The sequence below is a fragment of the Pseudomonas sp. PSPC2-3 genome (genome assembly GCF_049898265.1).
In the GTDB taxonomy this organism is placed as follows: Bacteria; Pseudomonadota; Gammaproteobacteria; order Pseudomonadales; family Pseudomonadaceae; genus Aquipseudomonas; species Aquipseudomonas veronii.
Genome location: NZ_JAFCXJ010000009.1, coordinates 84,251 through 100,470, shown reverse-complemented (window position 1 = coordinate 100,470; position 16,220 = coordinate 84,251). Strand labels below are relative to the sequence as shown.

The 16,220-nt window shown below is 61.1% G+C and carries 13 protein-coding genes; 9 read left to right on the top strand and 4 right to left on the bottom strand.

Annotation, left to right across the window (positions count from 1 at the left end):
- Positions 1 to 46 precede the first annotated feature (46 nt).
- The 9 genes from exaC (at position 47) to ACP7E3_RS21125 (ending at position 9,434) form a co-directional block, all read left to right on the top strand.
- Positions 47 to 1,567 carry an acetaldehyde dehydrogenase ExaC gene (exaC, locus tag ACP7E3_RS21165; protein ID WP_017848361.1) on the top strand — a complete coding sequence of 507 codons (1,521 nt, stop codon included), beginning with the start codon at positions 47 to 49 and terminating at the stop codon, positions 1,565 to 1,567.
- A 184-nt stretch (positions 1,568 to 1,751) separates the two neighbouring features.
- Positions 1,752 to 3,185: an ethanolamine permease gene (eat, locus tag ACP7E3_RS21160; RefSeq protein WP_017848362.1), complete on the top strand. Its 1,434-nt coding sequence runs from the start codon at positions 1,752 to 1,754 to the stop codon at positions 3,183 to 3,185.
- A gap of 63 nt (positions 3,186 to 3,248) precedes the next feature.
- The gene (locus tag ACP7E3_RS21155) at positions 3,249 to 4,643 is read left to right on the top strand and encodes an ethanolamine ammonia-lyase subunit EutB (protein WP_017848363.1); all 1,395 of its coding nucleotides are present in this window, start codon (positions 3,249 to 3,251) and stop codon (positions 4,641 to 4,643) included.
- On the top strand, positions 4,640 to 5,473 hold the full coding sequence (gene eutC / locus ACP7E3_RS21150) for an ethanolamine ammonia-lyase subunit EutC (protein ID WP_079444783.1): 834 nt from the start codon (positions 4,640 to 4,642) through the stop codon (positions 5,471 to 5,473). The genes ACP7E3_RS21155 and eutC overlap by 4 nt, the downstream gene beginning before the upstream one ends.
- A 92-nt stretch (positions 5,474 to 5,565) precedes the next feature.
- Positions 5,566 to 6,024, top strand: a complete 459-nt coding sequence (locus ACP7E3_RS21145; RefSeq protein WP_017848365.1) for a GNAT family N-acetyltransferase — start codon at positions 5,566 to 5,568, stop codon at positions 6,022 to 6,024.
- Positions 6,025 to 6,333: 309 nt separating this feature from the next.
- A complete protein-coding gene (locus ACP7E3_RS21140) occupies positions 6,334 to 6,990 on the top strand; it encodes a DedA family protein (protein WP_079444784.1) in 657 nt (218 codons plus the stop codon).
- A 6-nt stretch (positions 6,991 to 6,996) separates the two neighbouring features.
- On the top strand, positions 6,997 to 7,812 hold the full coding sequence (locus tag ACP7E3_RS21135) for a zinc-dependent peptidase (RefSeq protein WP_017848367.1): 816 nt from the start codon (positions 6,997 to 6,999) through the stop codon (positions 7,810 to 7,812).
- Positions 7,813 to 7,919: 107 nt separating this feature from the next.
- Positions 7,920 to 8,447, top strand: a complete 528-nt coding sequence (gene ppa, locus ACP7E3_RS21130) for an inorganic diphosphatase (RefSeq protein ID WP_003176323.1) — start codon at positions 7,920 to 7,922, stop codon at positions 8,445 to 8,447.
- 213 nt (positions 8,448 to 8,660) lie between these two features.
- On the top strand, positions 8,661 to 9,434 hold the full coding sequence (locus ACP7E3_RS21125; RefSeq protein WP_102616991.1) for a LexA family transcriptional regulator: 774 nt from the start codon (positions 8,661 to 8,663) through the stop codon (positions 9,432 to 9,434).
- Positions 9,435 to 9,774: 340 nt separating this feature from the next.
- Here ACP7E3_RS21125 and ACP7E3_RS21120 read toward each other — a convergent pair whose 3' ends face one another.
- Genes ACP7E3_RS21120 through ACP7E3_RS21105 form a run of 4 tightly spaced genes read right to left on the bottom strand, consistent with a single transcriptional unit; the run spans position 9,775 to position 16,195 of the window.
- Positions 9,775 to 10,908, bottom strand: a complete 1,134-nt coding sequence (locus tag ACP7E3_RS21120) for an ABC transporter permease (RefSeq protein ID WP_046381914.1) — start codon at positions 10,906 to 10,908, stop codon at positions 9,775 to 9,777.
- A 1-nt stretch (position 10,909) separates the two neighbouring features.
- Positions 10,910 to 13,645 carry a ribosome-associated ATPase/putative transporter RbbA gene (rbbA, locus tag ACP7E3_RS21115; protein WP_057005493.1) on the bottom strand — a complete coding sequence of 912 codons (2,736 nt, stop codon included), beginning with the start codon at positions 13,643 to 13,645 and terminating at the stop codon, positions 10,910 to 10,912.
- Positions 13,642 to 14,715: an HlyD family secretion protein gene (locus ACP7E3_RS21110; RefSeq protein ID WP_057005492.1), complete on the bottom strand. Its 1,074-nt coding sequence runs from the start codon at positions 14,713 to 14,715 to the stop codon at positions 13,642 to 13,644. The genes rbbA and ACP7E3_RS21110 overlap by 4 nt, the downstream gene beginning before the upstream one ends.
- Positions 14,716 to 14,722: 7 nt before the next feature.
- On the bottom strand, positions 14,723 to 16,195 hold the full coding sequence (locus ACP7E3_RS21105) for an efflux transporter outer membrane subunit (RefSeq protein WP_426124256.1): 1,473 nt from the start codon (positions 16,193 to 16,195) through the stop codon (positions 14,723 to 14,725).
- Positions 16,196 to 16,220: the final 25 nt, after the last annotated feature.

Genomic DNA, 16,220 nt, shown 5'->3' with positions numbered 1-16,220 from the left:
GCCGCGCTGCACTCCAATAAACATAAAAAGCCAGGAGATACCCACCATGCGTTACGCACACCCCGGTACTGAAGGCGCCATCGTTTCGTTCAAGGCCAAGTACGGCAACTACATCGGCGGCGAATTCGTGGCGCCGATCGATGGCAACTACTTCACCAACACTTCCCCGGTCAACGGCAAGCCCATCGCCGAATTCCCACGTTCCACCGCCAAAGACATCGACAAGGCGCTGGACGCCGCGCATGCCGCCGCCGACGCCTGGGGCAAAACCTCTGCCCAGGACCGCTCGCTGGTGCTGCTGAAGATCGCCGACCGTATCGAACAGAACCTCGAACTGCTGGCCATCACCGAAACCTGGGACAACGGCAAGGCCGTGCGTGAAACCCTCAACGCCGACATCCCGCTGGCCGCCGACCACTTCCGCTACTTCGCCGGTTGCATCCGCGCCCAGGAAGGCAGCAGCGCCGAAATCAACGAACACACCGCCGCCTATCACTTCCATGAGCCCCTGGGCGTGGTCGGCCAGATCATCCCGTGGAACTTCCCGCTGCTGATGGCCGCCTGGAAACTCGCCCCGGCCCTGGCCGCCGGCAACTGCGTGGTGCTCAAGCCGGCCGAGCAAACCCCGCTGGGCATCAACGTGCTGATGGAAGTCATCGGCGACCTGCTGCCGCCGGGCGTGCTGAACGTGGTCCACGGTTTCGGCAAAGAAGCCGGCGAAGCCCTGGCCACCAGCAAGCGCATCGCCAAGATCGCCTTCACCGGCTCTACCCCGGTGGGCGCGCACATCATGCATTGCGCGGCCGAGAACATTATTCCGTCCACCGTTGAACTGGGTGGCAAGTCGCCGAACATCTTCTTCGCCGACATCATGAAAGCCGAACCGCAATTCATCGAGAAAGCCGCCGAAGGCTTGGTGCTGGCGTTCTTCAACCAGGGCGAAGTGTGTACCTGCCCATCCCGCGCGCTGGTGGAAGAGTCGATCTACGACGACTTCATGAAAGTGGTGATGAAGAAGGTCGCGTCGATCAAGCGTGGCGACCCGCTGGACACCGACACCATGGTCGGCGCCCAGGCGTCCGAGCAGCAGTTCGACAAGATCCTGTCGTACCTGGAAATCGCCAAGGGCGAAGGCGCCGAGTTGCTGGCCGGCGGCAAGGTCGAGAAGCTGACAGGTGATCTGGCCACCGGCTATTACATCCAGCCGACCCTGCTCAAGGGCACCAACAAGATGCGGGTGTTCCAGGAAGAAATCTTCGGCCCGGTGGTGAGCATCACCACCTTCAAGGATGAAGCCGAAGCCCTGGCGATCGCCAACGACACCGAGTTCGGCCTCGGCGCCGGCCTGTGGACCCGGGACATCAACCGCGCCTACCGCATGGGCCGGGCGATCAAGGCGGGCCGCGTGTGGACCAACTGCTACCACCTGTACCCGGCGCATGCCGCGTTTGGCGGTTACAAGAAGTCCGGCGTCGGTCGTGAAACCCACAAGATGATGTTGGATCACTACCAGCAGACCAAGAACCTGCTGGTGAGCTACGACATCAATCCATTGGGCTTCTTCTAACCCAACACCGCCGGGGCGATAACCGCCCCCGTAGGAGCGAGCTTGCTCGCGAAGAACCTCAACGATTACGCGGATAGCCTGGCTCTGCGCGGTGCTCTGAAGTTTTTCGCGAGCAAACTCGCTCCTACATTACCCGGCGACAACTTGTCGGGACCAAAACAATAAGAATGAAAGGTACTTTCCCATGCCTAGCGAACCCACTGGATCCTCCGTCGACTTCGAAAAAGTCGATTCCCAATACTTCCAACAACGCGAACTGAAAAAAGGCGCCGCCGGCTGGGTGCTGCTGGTCGGCCTTGGCGTTGCCTACGTGATCTCCGGCGACTACGCCGGCTGGAACTTCGGCCTGGCCCAGGGTGGCTGGGGCGGCATGTTCCTCGCCACATTACTGATGGCCACCATGTACCTGTGCATGTGCTTTTCCCTGGCCGAACTGTCTTCCATGATTCCTACTGCCGGCGGTGGCTACGGTTTTGCCCGCAGCGCCTTTGGCCCTTGGGGCGGGTTCCTGACGGGCACCGCGATCCTGATCGAATATGCCATCGCCCCCGCCGCCATCGCGGTGTTCATCGGCGCCTATTGCGAGTCGTTGTTCGGCATCGGCGGCTGGATGATTTACCTGGCGTTCTACATCATCTTCATCGGCATCCATATCTTTGGCGTGGGTGAAGCCTTGAAGCTGATGTTTGTCATCACCGCCGTCGCCGCCATTGCACTGGGCGTGTTCCTGGTCTCGATGGTGCCGCACTTCAACGTCGCCAACCTGCTCGACATCCCGGTGACCGACGCCAAGGGCGCCAGCACCTTCCTGCCATTCGGCTACGTCGGCGTGTGGGCGGCGATTCCGTATGCGATCTGGTTCTTCCTGGCAGTCGAAGGCGTACCGTTGGCCGCCGAAGAAACCAAGAATCCGAAGCGCGACCTGCCTCGCGGCCTGATCGGCGCCATTGTGGTGCTGACCAGTTTTGCCCTGCTGATCCTGGTGATTGCACCGGGCGGCGCCGGCACCTACGCGCTGATCAAGTCCGGCAACCCGCTGGTTGAAGCGTTGGCGCTGTCGTATGGCGGCTCGACCTGGATGGGCAGCTTCGTCAACCTGGTCGGCCTGGCGGGCTTGATCGCCAGCTTTTTCTCGATTATCTACGCCTATTCGCGGCAGATCTTCGCGTTGTCCCGTGCCGGCTACCTGCCGCGCAAACTGTCCCAGACCAACAAAAGCAAGGCGCCGGTCCTGGCGCTGGTGATCCCCGGCATTATCGGTTTCGGCCTGTCGCTGACCGGCCAGGGCGACCTGCTGATTCTGGTGGCGGTGTTTGGCGCGACCATTTCCTACGTGCTGATGATGGCCGCGCACATCACCCTGCGCATCCGTCGCCCCAAAATGGATCGTCCGTACCGCACGCCGGGCGGCATCTTTACCTCCGGCGTGGCCCTGGTATTGGCCTGCGTGGCCGTGGTGGCGGGCTTTCTGGTCGACCCGCGAGTGGTGATTGGCGCTGCAATCATCTATGGAGTATTAATTGCTTACTTTGCTTTCTACAGCCGGCATCACTTGGTAGCAGGCACGCCGGAAGAAGAGTTCGCGGCGATTCAGGCCGCAGAGGCCGCCTTGCACTGACTGCCGTAAACCTCGACGCGGGCGCTTTACCCATATTTGCCCGCGTCATCAAGGAGACACTGTATGGCAAGTTTTTCCCACGCGGTGGGTGCATCGACCTACCGCTTCGACAGCCTCAAGGACGTGATGGCCAAGGCCAGCCCCGCCCGTTCAGGCGACTTCCTCGCTGGCGTCGCCGCACAGAACGATGGCGAGCGGGTGGCGGCGCAAATGGCCTTGGCGAATATCCCGCTGAAGCACTTCCTGCAAGAGGCGCTGATTCCCTATGAAAGCGACGAAGTCACCCGGCTGATCATCGACACCCACGATAAACAGGCGTTTACCGCCGTCAGCCACCTGACCGTCGGCGGCCTGCGCGACTGGCTGCTCAGTGACGCAGCCGATGAACAATCCCTACGCGCCTTGGCGCCAGGGCTGACACCAGAAATGGCCGCCGCCGTGTCGAAGATCATGCGCGTGCAAGACCTGGTACTGGTCGCGCAGAAGATCCGCGTGGTCACCCGGTTTCGCGGCACCATGGGCCTGCGCGGCCGCTTGTCGACCCGCCTGCAACCCAACCACCCCACCGACGAACCGGCGGGCATCGCGGCGAGCATTCTCGACGGACTGCTGTACGGCAACGGCGACGCCATGATCGGCATCAACCCGGCCACCGACAGCATCGCCTCGATCTGCGCCATGCTGGAGATGCTCGACGCGATCATCCAGCGTTACGAAATCCCCACCCAGGCCTGCGTGCTGACCCACGTCACCACCTCCATCGAAGCCATCAACCGTGGCGTGCCGCTGGACCTGGTGTTCCAGTCGATCGCCGGCACCGAGGCGGCCAACGCCAGTTTCGGCATCAGCCTGAGCGTGCTGCAGGAGGGCTACGAAGCAGGCCTGAGCCTGAACCGTGGCACCCTCGGACAGAACCTGATGTATTTCGAAACCGGCCAGGGCAGCGCCTTGTCGGCCAACGCGCACTTCGGCGTCGACCAGCAAACCTGTGAAACCCGCGCCTACGCCGTGGCTCGGCACTTCAAGCCGTTCCTGGTGAACACCGTGGTCGGTTTTATCGGCCCCGAGTACCTGTACAACGGCAAACAGATCATCCGCGCCGGCCTCGAAGACCACTTCTGCGGCAAGCTGCTGGGGGTGCCGATGGGTTGCGACATCTGCTACACCAACCACGCCGAAGCCGACCAGGACGACATGGACACCCTGCTGACCCTGCTGGGCGTGGCCGGGATCAACTTCATCATGGGCATTCCCGGTTCCGACGACATCATGCTCAACTACCAGACCACCTCGTTCCACGACGCCCTGTACGCCCGCCAGACATTGGGTCTAAAGCCGGCGCCGGAGTTTGAACAGTGGCTGGCGAACATGGGCATTTTCACGCAAGCCGACGGCAAAGTGCGCTTCGGCAACAGCCTGCCACCGGCATTTCGCCACGCCTTGGCGCAATTGGGATGAAGGAGCCGCCCGTGCAACCAGACTTACCCGAAAACCCGTGGCTGGAACTGCGTCGCCTGACCCCGGCGCGCATCGCCCTGGGCCGTACTGGCACCAGCATCCCCACCAGCGCACAGTTGGACTTCCAATTCGCCCACGCCCAGGCGCGGGACGCGGTCCACCTGCCCTTCGACCACGTCGGCCTCAGCACTCAGCTCGCCGAACGCGGGCGTGACAGCCTGTTGCTGCACAGCGCCGCCGTCGACCGCCACAGCTACCTGCAACGCCCGGACCTGGGGCGGCGTCTGAGCGATGAGTCGGCCCAGGCGCTGCGCGACCATGCGGCGGCTAACCCCGGCGGCGTCGACCTGGCCGTGGTGGTGGCCGATGGTCTGTCGGCGTTGGCGGTGCATAAACACACGTTGCCGTTTCTCACGCGCATGGAGGAACAGACCCACGCCGAAGGCTGGTCCTTGTCACCGGTGATCCTGGTGGAACAGGGCCGCGTCGCGGTGGCCGATGAGATTGGCCAGCTACTCGGCGCCAAGATGGTGGTGATCCTCATCGGTGAACGACCGGGGCTCAGTTCGCCGGACAGCCTGGGCCTGTATTTCACCTACAACCCCAAGGTTGGCCTCACCGACGCGTACCGCAACTGCATCTCCAACGTGCGCCTGGAGGGTTTGAGTTATGGCATGGCGGCCCATCGCCTGCTGTACTTGATGCGGGAGGCCTGCCGTCGGCAGTTGTCGGGGGTCAACCTCAAGGATGAGGCGCAGGTTCAGACCATCGAGTCAGATGACCCGGACTTGGTGAAAGGCAATTTCCTGCTCAGCCCGCCCACCGACTGATCCCCGCACGATTGCGCTTTTTCACGTCTTTAGGCAGCATCGAGTCACGGCCGCTCGCGTGGTCATATACCATCTGGAAGTTGAGGCCTGGCATGCGGATCACTCAAGCGACCCTGGAACACCTGGACCTGTTGACCCCGTTATTCGTCAAATACCGCGAGTTCTACGGGGCCCTGCCGTTCCCGGACTCTTCGCGGGCCTTCCTGGAAAAACGCCTGCGCCGCAAGGAATCGGTGATCTACCTGGCCCTGGCCGATGACGACGACAAGCGCTTGCTCGGGTTCTGTCAGCTGTACCCGAGCTTTTCTTCGTTGTCGCTCAAACGGGTGTGGATCCTCAACGACATCTATGTCGCCGAAGACGCGCGCCGGCAACTGGTGGCGGACAACCTGATGCGCGCGGCGAAGAAGATGGCCAAGGAAACCCATGCAGTGCGGCTGCGGGTGTCGACCAGCAGCAACAATAACGTGGCGCAGAAGACGTATGAGTCGATGGGTTTTCGCGAAGACAGCGAGTTCAAGAACTACGTGTTGCCGATCAGCGAAGACTGACCCCATCCCCCAAGCCCCCCAAAATTCCTGTGGGAGGAGCTTGCTCCCGATAGCCGTGGACCCGTCAGACTATTTATAACTGACACGCGCCCATCGGGGGCAAGCCCCCTCCCACATTTGGTTCTGTGGTGCTCTGGGAGCAGAGTGCCATGACATCCCCCGCTACAAAACCCACACACTCTTTTCACTTCTCAATCCGTATAATGCCGACCTTTCAGGATTGTAAGAAGCGCGACAAATACTTGTAGCCTTATTACCCGAGCCTCCGCACAGGCCTGCTGAGTCGGGCCATTCACACAGGTGCCATCCATGGATTTCAACCCGCTTGACCTTATCCTGCATCTCGACGTCTACCTCGACCTGCTGGTAAAAAATTACGGTCTGTGGATCTACGCCATTCTGTTCCTTGTAATCTTTTGCGAAACTGGCCTGGTGGTCATGCCGTTCCTGCCGGGTGATTCATTACTGTTCATTGCCGGCGCGGTGGCGGCGGGTGGCGGCATGGACCCGGTCTTGCTCGCCGGTCTATTGATGTTGGCGGCGATCCTCGGCGACAGCACCAACTACGTGATCGGGCGAACAGCCGGCGAACGCCTGTTCAGCAACCCGAACTCGAAAATCTTCCGCCGCGACTACCTGCAAAAAACCCACGACTTCTACGACAAGCACGGCGGCAAAACCGTGACCCTGGCGCGCTTCCTGCCGATCCTGCGCACCTTTGCGCCGTTCGTCGCCGGTATCGCGAAAATGCCCTACCCGCGCTTCTTCGGCTTCAGCGTGCTGGGCACCGTCTTCTGGGTCGGCGGCCTGGTAACCCTGGGCTACTTCTTCGGCAACGTGCCGTTCATCAAGAAAAACCTCTCGCTGCTGGTGGTGTTCATCATCCTGCTGTCGCTGGTGCCGATGATCATCAGCGTGTTCCGCAGCCGCTTTGGTCGCACGTCTTCCGAAGCCAAGTCGCAGTAACCTGCGATGTGGTCCCTCAGCGCCTGGCGTCGCCGGCGCCTGTTGGCCAGGCACCCGATTGCCGATGACACCTGGCAGCGGGTGCGCGAGCACCTGACCTTCCTCGACGGCATCAGCGCCGAGCAAGACCAGTGGTTGCGCGAAGCCTGCGTGGTGTTTCTCGCCGAAAAACACCTCACCGCCCTGCCCGGCGTCGAGCTGCACCAGGAACAACGCCTGCTGCTCGCCGCCCAGGCGCAACTGCCACTGATGAACCTCGGCGACCTCGACTGGTATCAGGGCTTCCACGAGATCGTGCTGTACCCCGACGACTTCCTCAGCCCGCAACGTCATCGCGACGCCAGTGGCGTCGAGCACGAGTGGGACGGCGAGCACAGCGGCGAAGCCTGGCAACAAGGCCCGGTGATCCTCGCCTGGCCCGGCGTGCTGGCCAGCGGCAACTGGGAAGGCTACAACCTGGTGATCCACGAACTGGCGCACAAGCTCGACATGCTCAACGGCGACGCCAACGGCCTGCCGCCCCTGCACCACGACATGCGCGTGCAAGACTGGGCCCGCGTGATGCAAGGCGCCTACGATGAGCTTAACCGTCAACTGGACGCCAACCCCGACGCCGAAACCGCCATCGACCCCTACGCCGCCGAAAACCCGGCGGAATTTTTCGCGGTCACCAGCGAATATTTTTTCAGCGCGCCAGATTTATTGGTGGAAAGTTATCCACAGGTGTACGCCCAACTCAGTCATTTTTACCGCCAGGACCCTCTGGCCCGCCTCGCGCAGCTGCAAGCGCACGACCCGCGTTATCAGCCACAAGGCGAATGACTGTACGACGTCTGGTGCATGGCATCGGCGTCAGAATATGCCTATAATCGCCGCCACTTTTAGGCCAATCCGGCCATGTACATGGCCAACTACGGGGGCAACGCCCAATGAGCTACAGCAAGATTCCGGCTGGCAAAGACCTGCCGAACGACATCTACGTCGCCATCGAGATTCCGGCCAACCACGCGCCGATCAAATACGAAATCGACAAAGACAGCGACTGCCTGTTCGTTGACCGGTTCATGGCCACCCCGATGTTCTACCCGGCCAACTACGGTTTCATCCCCAACACCCTGGCTGACGACGGCGACCCCCTCGACGTGCTGGTCGTAACCCCTTACCCGGTTACTCCAGGCTCGGTTATCCGCGCGCGTCCAGTCGGCATCCTGAACATGACCGACGACGGCGGCGGCGATGCCAAAGTCATCGCAGTGCCCCACGACAAACTGTCCCAGCTGTACGTGGACGTGAAGGAATACACCGATCTGCCGCCACTGCTGCTGGAACAGATCAAGCACTTCTTCGAGAACTACAAAGACCTCGAAAAAGGCAAATGGGTGAAGATCGACGGTTGGGGCAACGCAGATGCCGCCCGCGCCGAGATCATGAAGTCGGTCGCCGCCTACAAAGGCTGATACCGGCTCCTCATTGCTGCGGCAATCAAAAAGCCCCGATCATTCGGGGCTTTTTTTGTGGAAAAATTTAAACACCAAGTTCAATTATTAACACTCTATGTTGAACTAAGCAGCACCAACGAAAGATCAGGCTACAACTAAGTAAAAACCTACACCGGCAATTGAACGCATAGTTTATTTGATCTATTTTCCCGGCCAGTAAACTCAGCGTTTATGAATACATCAGGTGATCGCTTAAAAGCGCTATTACGGGAAGTTCATCTTTCCGCTTCCGACTTCGCCAAGAACCGCGGCGTCACGCCTCAGCACGTGAACAACTGGTTCAAACGCGGTGTTCCCATGGGCCGACTCAACGAAATCGCAGAACTGCTGTGCGTCTCCAGCCGCTGGCTGCACGCCGGTGTAGGCCCTAAACACCCACCGGCCAACTTCCTGTTGGACGCTCAAGATGCAAGGAAAGCATTGCCCACCCGCGAAGAAAGCGGCAAATACCTCACAGGCCCCGCCCGTTCCCCGGAAACAATCGATGTGGAGATCGCCCTCCATCCGTCCTTCACCTCAACCGAACGTATCCGCCTCTCCCGTCACACCCTCGATACCTTAAACGTAAACCCCGACCGCGCCCTCGGCGCCTACATGGTCGATAACAGCATGGTCGACATCATCCAACAAGGCGCCACCCTCGCCATCGACCGCGGCCGCACCCAAATCGTCGACGGCGAAATCTACGCCGTCGAACACGACGACATGCTGCGCATCAAATACCTCTACAACCGCCCCGGCGGCGGCCTGCGCATGCGCAGCCACAACGCCGGCGAACACCCCGACGAATACCTGACCTTCGATCAACGCTTCGAACAGAACTTCCAGATCGTCGGCTGGGTGTTCTGGTGGTCCACCCTCAACAACCGCCGCCCACCCGTGCCGCTGGATGAACACCTGCTGGGCTGGGAAGGCTCTAAATCGGATACGGAGGTGGGCAACTGAGGTGAATGTGGGTATCATGCGCCGCACATTTGGCAGGGGCTGGTTTTAGGCCATTCACCCTGCCAGGCGATGCGGAAAAACTCCCGCGGATGCCCTGACTATTCAGCCAGACGCGATGTTGGCTGAGCGATTTGAAGGCTGGTGAGGTTTGTCAAAAACAAGCTGAGGCGGTCCCCGAGAAGCCGGCCACAAGCCGGCTTTTTAATTGTCCGAAATAAGCCTATCCATTCTGAGAAATCAACTGATAGCGTCTCTATTCAGAGGCCATAAGGTATTTCTCTGTCCAATGGGGTTTAACGCCACCTAACCTCATCCGGCGATGTGATGGGCGAGGCATCAATCAGCCTCCATCCATCTGCGCAAGCATCCGGCGAAAACGCTGCAACGAAAGTGCGAACAGCACGCTGCCGATGAGTAGTAGCGCAAGAAGTTGAACCCACACCACGTCCAGCCCCGCGCCGCGGTACAGCACGCCTTCTCCCAACTGCACCAAGTGGGTGGTGGGTGCGGCCAGCATCAGGTACTGCACCAGCGTGGGCATGCTTTCGCGCGGAGTGGCGCCGCCGGAGAGCAGGATCAACGGCAACAGCACCAGCATCAGCAACAGGCCGAACTGCGGCATGCTGCGGGCCACGGTGGCCAGATAGATGCCCAGGGCGGTGTTGGCGAACAAGCTCAGCGCGGCGCCGACCAGGAACAGCCAGATCGAGCCTTCGATGGGTACGGCGAGCAACCCGCGTACCACGAACTGCAACGACAACGCCGCCGCCACCAGCACCACCGTGCCCATCGCCAGGACCTTGGCCAGCATGATCTGCGTGGGGGTGACCGGCATCACCAGCAGGTGTTCGATAGTGCCGTGCTCGCGTTCGCGGATCAGCGCGGCTCCGGTCAAAATGATCGCCAGCATGGTGATGTTGTCGATGATCTGCAGCAGGCTGCTGAACCAAGTCTTGTCCAACGCCGGGTTGAAACGTGCGCGCAGCGCCAGTTCCACCGACGGGGCCGAATTGCCGCGATAACGCTGCACGAAGGTCTTGACCTCATCGGTAACGATCTGCTCGACATAGGCGCTGCCGCTGAAGGCTTGATCCATGCGTGTGGCATCGACGTTGAGCTGCACCTGCGCGGGACGACCCGCCAGAACATCGCGCTGTAGGTTGGGCGGCATGTACAGCACGAAGGTATAGCGGCCGGAGTCCAGACCGGCGTCCATCTCGGCAACACTGATGTGCTCTGGTTGCGTGAACTGAGGCGGGTAGAAAGCGGTGGCGATGCGCTGCGACAGGGGCGAATCATCTTCGTCGACGAAGGCGATCGGTGCGTTGTTCAGGGTATCTGGAATGGCCGAGGCGGCCGTGTAGACCATCGCCGTGAAGCTGAAGACGATCAGCAGCAGCATGACCGGATCGCGCCACAGACTGCGAAGCTCCTTGACGCCCAGTTGCCAGATATTGGAAAAAGTGCGTTTCATCTCAGCGCTCCTGTTTGTGCAGCATCGCAATCGCCAGACCCATCACCAGCGGTAGGGCCACCAACAAAGCAATGAAGGACTGCTGCAGATCAGCCAGCCCCAAAGCCTTCGCGAATACGCCACGGCTGATGAGAAACATGTGGGTGGCCGGGTAGGCTTCGCCGATCAGCTTGCCGATGCCCTCCAACGAGGAAACGGGTGTAGTCAGCCCGGCGAACTGGGTGGCAGGCACCAGCGTGCCGATCAGCGCAGCGAACATCGCGGCGATCTGACTGCGCGTGACGGCCGATGCGACCAGCCCCATGCCGGTGGAGATCACCAGAAACACCAGGGTGGCCAGCGCCAGGGTGGCAAAGCTGCCCTTCATGGGCACGTCCAGTACGGTCACCGCCAGCACGCTCATCAACAGGAAGTTCAGCATTCCCAGCGCCACATAGGGCAGTTGCTTGCCAAGCAGGAACTCGGTGCGGGTGACAGGGGTGACGTAGAAGTTGATGATCGCGCCCAGTTCCTTCTCGCGCACCACGGCTAGCGCGGTCAGCATCGCCGGCAGCATCAACAGCAGCAATGGCACCACCGCCGGGACGATGGCGGGCAGGCTCTTGATGTCCGGGTTGTAGCGAAAGCGCGTCTGCACTTCGACCGGGTTGGTGTAGGTTTTGCCGTTCAATCGCTGGGATTTTTGCGTGAGCCAGAGCAGGTGCATGCCCTGCACATAGCCTTGCACGGTTTCGGCGCGGCTGGGCATGGCGCCGTTGATCCAGGCACCGACCTGGGCGTTGTGCCCCAGCGTCGCGTCGCGGGCAAAGCCGGACGGGATCTCGATGACCAGACTCAGTTCGCCGGTCTGCATGCGTCGGTCCAGCTCTGCGTAACTGTGCAACGGCGGGCGCTCAAGAAAATACGGCGAACCGGAGAGCGCCAGGGTGTAGTCATGGCTCAGGCCGGTCTGATCACGGTCAAGCACGGCGTAGCGCAGGTCATTGACGTCAGTGCTGATGCCATAGCCGATAACAAACATCAGCAGCAGCGATCCCAGTAGCGCCAGTGTGGCGCGTACCGGATCGCGCCGCAGTTCCAGCGACTCGCGCCAGGCGTAGCTGAGTAGACGCTGCAGGCTGAACGACTGAGCCTGTTCGGCTGCTGTTGCGGCCGTGCCGTGCTGTGTGGGAGCGCTCTCATCCGGCACATGCGCGGCATTGTTATCGGCCTCGATCAGATAACCGATAAAGGCCTCTTCCAGGCTGGCGGCACCGCGTTTTTCCACCAACTGCATTGGCGCATCACTGTCGAGTACCTTTCCCGCATGCATCATCGACATGCGGTCGCAGCGCTCGGCCTCGTTCATGAAGTGGGTGGAGATGAAGATGGTCACGTGGTCGCGCCGCGACAGTTGCACCAACAAGCGCCAGAACTTGTCGCGCGCCACCGGATCGACGCCCGAAGTCGGCTCGTCCAGAATAAGCAGTTCGGGCTTGTGAACCATCGCCACGGCCAGCGATAGGCGCTGGCGCATGCCCATGGGGATGCTAGGCGGCAGGCTATCCATGACGTCCAGCAATTCAAAACGCCCGGCCATTTGCTGCACGCGAGCGTCGATCTCTGTGGCGGGCACATGGAATAGTTTGGCATGCAGGACCAGGTTCTGCTTTACCGTCAATTCGTTATAGAGCGAGAACGATTGCGACATGTAGCCTACGCGACTGCGTGTGGCAAGGTCGTGAGAGTCGATCTCCTTGCCGAACAGCCAGGCACGGCCTTCGCTGGCGGGTAGCAGGCCGGTGAGCATTTTCATCGTAGTGCTCTTGCCGCAGCCGTTGGAGCCGAGAAACCCGAAGATTTCTCCGCGACGGATGCGAAAGCTCACGTGATCCACGGCCGTGAAGTCGCCGAAGCGCATTGTCAGTCCCTGGGCTTGGATGGCGATATCATCCGGGTCGGTCTGCAAGGGAGGAATGACCACGGGCTCATGGTCTTGCTTTTTCTCGTCCGGCAGCAAACTGATGAAGGCCGATTCCAACGAATCGCAATGGGTGCGTGCGAGCAGTTCGGCAGGCGTGCCGGTGGCCCGTACCCGACCTTCGTCCATGACTGCCAGCCAGTCAAAGCCTTGTGCTTCATCCATGTAGGCGGTGGCGACGATCACGCTCATGCCGACTCGCTGGCGACGGATACGGGCGATCAGTTCCCAGAACTGCGCGCGCGCCAGCGGATCGACACCCGTAGTGGGTTCGTCGAGGATCAGCAGGTCGGGATCATGGATCAGAGCGCAGCACAGGCTCAGTTTCTGCTTCATGCCCCCCGAAAGCTTCCCGGCGGGTCGCGCAAGAAATGGATACATGCCGGTGCTACGGGTCAAATCGTCGATGCGTCGGCGCCGTTCGCTGGCGTTTTGACTGAACAACCGTGCGATGAACTGCAGGTTTTCTTCCACTGACAGTGTGGGGTACAGGTTCTTGCCCAGGCCTTGGGGCATGTAGGCAATACGCGGGCAGATCTGGTCGCGGTGGGCCTTGCTGGCGATGTCGGCGCCCAGCACCTCTACTGTGCCTTGCTGTACCCGACGCGCGCCGGAGAGCAACGACAGCAGACTGGACTTCCCTACGCCATCCGGGCCGATCAGCCCTACCATGCAACCGCCAGGGATGTCCTGGGTGATGCCCGACAGCGCCTGGGTCTTGCCGTAGTGCAGGCTTACGTCCCGCAGGCGAACCACGGGCTCAGCGAGGCTGTTCATGGCAAGTCCCTAAGCTGCAAGGCTTCAGGCCATTGGGCCTGAGGAGCGGTCCTGATCCAGGCAACGCCGGGCAGGCCGGACTTTACATAATCCTGGTACTTGCTCAGCAATGCTTTGTCGATCCGAGCCTTGACCCGGAACATCAGCTTCTGCCGCTCATTGGCTGTCTCCACGAATTTGGGGGTGAACTGGGCCTGGCGCGAGACAAAGGTGACCGTGGCGGGTATCGGCAAGTGCGGCGCGGTGTCCAGCACGACGCGCACTTCACTGCCCAGGGCCACTTGCCCGGCGGCTTCGGTGGGCAAGAAGAAGCTCATGTAGACATCTGACAGGTCGATCAGGTTAAGCACCTTGCCGCCATCGCTGAGCATTTCGCCGGGCTGGGCCAGGCGATACTGCACGCGGCCACTGCGCGGGGCCTTGAGAGTGCTGTCGTCCAACTCGGACTGGATGCGCTCGACCGTGGCCTGCGCTGCCGCGACGGTCGATGTTGCGCCGGTGACTTCGGCGTCGCTGGCTTCGATGGCCGATCTGGCGGCGTTAGCCTGCGCGCGCGCGGCATTGAGCGCAGCGCCGGTATTCGCCACTCTGGCGCGGTCATCGTCCAACTCCTGGCCTGTTGTGGCGCCGTCCTTGACCAATACCTCGGTGCGTACCAGTCGACGCTGGGCGGCATTCAGTTCCGTATGGCGCTGAACCACGACAGCCTCGGCGGCGGCCTGCTCGCTGCGGCGCATGCTCACCTGCGCCTGAGTGGCCTTCACGGCATGTTCTGCCCGCTGCAATTGCGCCTGGGCCTCGCGCATCTGGGCCAGCAGCGAATCGATATGCATGTGTGCCAACACCTGCCCAGCCTGCACCTCGTCACCTTCATCGGCCAGGATCTGCGCGACGCGCCCACTAAATTTGGCGGCCACGTCCACCTCCGTGGCTTCAATGCGTCCATTGCTGACCATCAGACCGTCCGGCACAGCGCGTTGATCGAACCAGTCCCAGCCGATCCAGGTCGCACCGGCAATGGCCGCCACGATGGCAACTGCGGTGATTTTCTTCTTGATGGAGGCGCTCATGGCTGGGTTATTCCTCTGCAATATCTGAAAACAGGGTGGATGACGGCTGGTCGAGTAACGGGGCGTTCGGCACATGCCGTGAGCCGCCACCCAGTGCGGCATACAGCGCCACCCGGTTGCGTAGCAGTGCGTGTTGCGCTTGTACCTCTTGTTGCTGGGCCTGCAGACGATCACGTTCGGCGTCAAGCACCTCCAGGAAACTGGAGCGGCCACGGTCATGGCTCAGGAGCGCCAGCCGACTGCGTTCCTCCTGGATCTCGACGGCTTGCTGCTGCACTGATAGTTGCTGTTGCAGCCAGTGCTGGTTGGCCAGGGCATCCGCTACGTCACGAAAGGCGCTCTGGATGGTTTGCTCGTACTCAACGACGGCAAGGTGTTTGCGCACATTCGCCAAATCCAGGTTGGCCTGGTTCAGTCCGCCATCGAAGACCGGCAACGACAGGCTTGGCGCGAAGTTCCAGGCACGGCTGCTTGCGCTGAATAAGTCACTCAGTTCTGCGCTGGCCAGGCCGCCGAAAGCGGTCAAGCTAATGCGCGGGAAGAAGGCCGCGCGGGCCGCGCCGATATGGGCATTGGCGGCACGCAGGCGATGCTCTGCTGCGACGATGTCCGGGCGGTTGATCAGCAGGTCGGATGGCAGGCCGGCATCCAGGGGCTGGACCAGGGTCTGATCGGCGACAGGCCTGTAGTTGGCATCGACGAGGTCAACCTGTCCGACCAGCAGATTCACGGCATTGTGTTGCAGGTCACGTTGCTGTTGCAGTTGCAGCGTCAATGCCTCGGCCTGGGTCAGCAGCGTCTGCACCTGGGTCAGTTCCAGCTTGGTCACTGACCCCATCTCGAACCGACGTGTGAAGATGCGCAGCGATTCGCTCTGGTTGGCCTGAGCGACATTAGCCAGGTGCAGGCGCTTATCCAGCTCGCGAAGGCTAATCCAGGCGTCGGCCACCTGCGCCACCAGGCTGATCGTCACTGCCTGATGCCCGGCCTGGGTCGCCAGGAATTGCTGCAAGGCTTCTTCGTTCAGGCTGGTGATACGTCCCCAGAAGTCGATCTCCCAACTGCTGATACCCACACCTGCCTTGAATTCGTTGCCCGTCGAGGTCTGACCGATTTCCGTCAGATCTGCAGGCGTGCGCGAGCGTTTCGCATCGACTCCCAGGGCAACCGTGGGCGTCAGGGCGCTGCGCTCGATGCGGTAGGCCGCCTGTGCTTGCCGAACCCGCAAAGCGGCACTGCGCAGGTCGTGGTTGTGAAGCAGCGCCTGGCGGATCAAAGCCTGTAGATGAGGATCGGGAAAATAGCTCTGCCAGGTTTTATCGGCCTCCGAGGTTAGTGCGGCATCCTCGGATTTTTTACCGCTCCCTTGCTGGTAATGCGCAGGCAAGGTGCTGTTGTCGGGGGTTGTATACGGCGGTATTAGCGTAGTGCAGCCTGATAGCAGCACCACCACAAATGCTGCATTGCACTGTCGTGACATGGTGTGAAGTTTCCGATCCAGAGGA

What these genes read in the sequence shown, in the direction of transcription:
- rbbA (WP_057005493.1), bottom strand. Translation starts at nt 13,645, where the DNA reads ATGAACAGCCTCGCTGAGCCCGTGGTTCGCCTGCGGGACGTAAGCCTG.
- ppa (WP_003176323.1), top strand. Translation starts at nt 7,920, where the DNA reads ATGAGCTACAGCAAGATTCCGGCTGGCAAAGACCTGCCGAACGACATC.
- ACP7E3_RS21145 (WP_017848365.1), top strand. Translation starts at nt 5,566, where the DNA reads ATGCGGATCACTCAAGCGACCCTGGAACACCTGGACCTGTTGACCCCG.
- ACP7E3_RS21105 (WP_426124256.1), bottom strand. Translation starts at nt 16,195, where the DNA reads ATGTCACGACAGTGCAATGCAGCATTTGTGGTGGTGCTGCTATCAGGC.
- eutC (WP_079444783.1), top strand. Translation starts at nt 4,640, where the DNA reads ATGAAGGAGCCGCCCGTGCAACCAGACTTACCCGAAAACCCGTGGCTG.
- ACP7E3_RS21110 (WP_057005492.1), bottom strand. Translation starts at nt 14,715, where the DNA reads ATGAGCGCCTCCATCAAGAAGAAAATCACCGCAGTTGCCATCGTGGCG.
- ACP7E3_RS21135 (WP_017848367.1), top strand. Translation starts at nt 6,997, where the DNA reads ATGTGGTCCCTCAGCGCCTGGCGTCGCCGGCGCCTGTTGGCCAGGCAC.
- ACP7E3_RS21155 (WP_017848363.1), top strand. Translation starts at nt 3,249, where the DNA reads ATGGCAAGTTTTTCCCACGCGGTGGGTGCATCGACCTACCGCTTCGAC.
- ACP7E3_RS21140 (WP_079444784.1), top strand. Translation starts at nt 6,334, where the DNA reads ATGGATTTCAACCCGCTTGACCTTATCCTGCATCTCGACGTCTACCTC.
- ACP7E3_RS21120 (WP_046381914.1), bottom strand. Translation starts at nt 10,908, where the DNA reads ATGAAACGCACTTTTTCCAATATCTGGCAACTGGGCGTCAAGGAGCTT.
- ACP7E3_RS21125 (WP_102616991.1), top strand. Translation starts at nt 8,661, where the DNA reads ATGAATACATCAGGTGATCGCTTAAAAGCGCTATTACGGGAAGTTCAT.
- eat (WP_017848362.1), top strand. Translation starts at nt 1,752, where the DNA reads ATGCCTAGCGAACCCACTGGATCCTCCGTCGACTTCGAAAAAGTCGAT.
- exaC (WP_017848361.1), top strand. Translation starts at nt 47, where the DNA reads ATGCGTTACGCACACCCCGGTACTGAAGGCGCCATCGTTTCGTTCAAG.